The organism is Brevundimonas sp. CURTG3B2_SDJG (assembly GCF_057364705.1).
On record NZ_JBNFOJ010000378.1, the window covers coordinates 1 to 2,401 of the forward strand.

At 72.8% G+C, this 2,401-nt stretch carries 2 protein-coding genes and 1 pseudogene; all 3 read left to right on the plus strand.

Going from position 1 to position 2,401, the window contains the following annotated elements; all coding sequences use genetic code 11:
* On the plus strand, positions 1 to 633 hold a 633-nt coding region (locus AC2W7C_RS16825), incomplete at its 5' end, for a tetratricopeptide repeat protein (RefSeq protein ID WP_486002407.1).
* Positions 630 to 1,100: a cytochrome c maturation protein CcmE gene (gene ccmE / locus AC2W7C_RS16830; protein WP_486002408.1), complete on the plus strand. Its 471-nt coding sequence runs from the start codon at positions 630 to 632 to the stop codon at positions 1,098 to 1,100. The genes AC2W7C_RS16825 and ccmE, both read left to right, overlap by 4 nt.
* Positions 1,097 to 2,401: pseudogene (locus AC2W7C_RS16835) on the plus strand (heme lyase CcmF/NrfE family subunit); the annotation flags it as partial. The gene ccmE and the pseudogene AC2W7C_RS16835, both read left to right, overlap by 4 nt.

Genomic DNA, 2,401 nt, shown 5'->3' on the forward strand with positions numbered 1-2,401 from the left:
GAGGCAGGGACGCGCATCCTGGCGGCCGAACGGGTCTCGGCGCCTCTGCGGCCCGACGCCAAGGACCGTCTGTGGGTGTTGGGCGCCCTGGGGGCGGCGACGTTGGGCGCGCTGGGCCTCTATGCGGTGGTCGGGTCGTCCGGCCTGCCGGATCAGGCTTGGGAGCGCCGGGTGGATGAATGGGCGACGCAGCCCGAGGCCCTGGAGCCGGTTCAGATCGCCGCGGTGATCGGCCGGATGGTCAAGGAGCAGCCGGACAACCATCAGGCGCTCACCATGCTGGGCGCGGCGCGTTTCGAGGCCGGCGACCCGATCGGCGCCGCCTCGGCCTTCCGCCGCGCGCTGGCGTTGGAGCCGGCCGATGCGCGCAGCTGGTCGCGTCTGGGTGAGAGCCTGGTGCGCGCTAACGACGGCGTGGTCGGCGGCGACGCCGAGGCGGCCTTCCACCAAGCTCTACGTCACGACCGGAATCAGGGCGGCGCCCGCTACTTCCTGGGCGAGGCGGCCTTGGCGCGGGGAGACGTGGCCGAACTGCGTGCGATGTGGACGCCGCTGATCGACTCGCTTGATGTCGCCGATCCCCGCCGTGCGGAGCTTCAAACCCGTCTGTCGGCGGCGGAGGCGGGACGATGAGCTGGCTTCCGAAATCGCCCAAGGCGCGCCGCCGGCTGTGGGTCGTGGCCGCCGCCGCCCCGATTCTGGCGCTGGCGGTCGGCCTGTCGCTGTGGGCCATGCGCGACAGCGTGACCTTCTTCTTCTCGCCGTCCGAGGCCACCGCCGAAAAGGCGCCCGCGGGCCGCGTCGTGCGCCTGGGCGGTCTGGTCGAGGCGGGCAGCGTCGTGCGCGGAGCCGACGGCCAGGTGGCCTTCATCGTCACCGACAATGCGGCGTCGACCCGCGTGGTCTACCGCGGCGACCTGCCGGACCTGTTCCGGGAAGGGCAGGGGATCGTCGCCCAGGGCGCCTTCCAGGCCGACCGCAGCTTCCGCGCCACCCAGGTCCTGGCCAAGCACGACGAGACGTACATGCCGCGCGAGGTCGCCGAGCGCCTGAAGGCCAAGGGCGAATGGCGGCCCGAGGCGGGAGCGCCTGCGTCGTGATCGTCGAAACGGGCGCCTTCGCCCTGGTCCTGGCCTTCTCATTGGCGGTGCTGCAGGCCGTCCTCGCCGCGGCGGGCCGGCTTCGCCGCAGCCCGGTGCTGGCGGGCGCAGCCGACGGCGCCGCCATCGCCTCGGCCGGCGTGGTCGCGGTGGCCTTCGCCGCCCTGGTCTTCGCCTTCGCGGTCTCGGACTTCTCGGTCGCCAACGTCGCGGCCAACAGCCACACCGACAAGCCCATGCTCTACAAGGTGGCCGCCGCCTGGGGCAGCCACGAGGGCTCGCTGCTGCTGTGGTGCCTGGTCATGACCGGCTTCGGCGCGGCCCTGGCGCGGGCCCGGAATCTGCCTTTCGGGCTGAAGACCTCGGCGGTGGCGACGCAGGGGCTGCTGGGCGCCTGTTCCTGGCCTTCACCGTCTTCACCTCCAACCCCTTCGCGCGGCTGAACCCCGCCCCGTTCCAGGGTTCGTCCCTGAACCCGCTGCTGCAGGACCCGGCGCTCGCCTTCCATCCGCCGCTGCTCTACTGCGGCTACGTCGGTTTCTCGGTTTGCTTCTCGCTGGCCGTGGCGGCCCTGATCGAGGGCCGGGCCAACTCCAGCTTCTGGCCCGCCTGGGGCCGCTGGGTGCGGCCCTGGGCCCTGGCCAGCTGGGCCTTCCTGACCGTCGGCATCGCGCTGGGCGCCTTCTGGGCCTACTACGAACTGGGCTGGGGCGGCTGGTGGTTCTGGGATCCGGTCGAGAACGCCAGCTTCATGCCCTGGCTGGCGGGCGCGGCGCTGCTGCACTCCGCCGTCGTCACCGAGCGGCGCGGCGCGCTGGCGGGCTGGACCACCTTCCTGGCGCTCCTGGCCTTCACCTTCTCGATGCTGGGCGCCTTCCTGGTCCGCTCGGGCGTGCTCACCAGCGTCCACGCCTTCGCGGTCGACCCCGAGCGCGGCCTGATGCTGCTGGCGATCCTGGGCGCGACCGCCGGTCTGGCCTTCGCCCTCTTCGCCTGGCGCGCGCCCCAGCTGAAGGGCGGCGGCCTGTTCGCCCCCGTCAGCCGCGAAGGCGCGCTGGTGCTGAACAACCTGTTTCTGACCGCCGCCGCCGCCACCGTACTTCTGGGCACCCTCTACCCGCTGATTCTGGAGGCCGCGTCCGGCGCGACCATTTCGGTCGGCCCGCCCTATTTCGCCCTGACCTTCGTGCCCCTGATGGCCGTGGCCCTGCTGATCCTGCCGGCCGGCCCCTGCTGGCCTGGAGCGCGCCGACCTGGGCGGGGCGCTGCGAGCGGCGTGTGGATCGCGGCCCTGGCTGGCC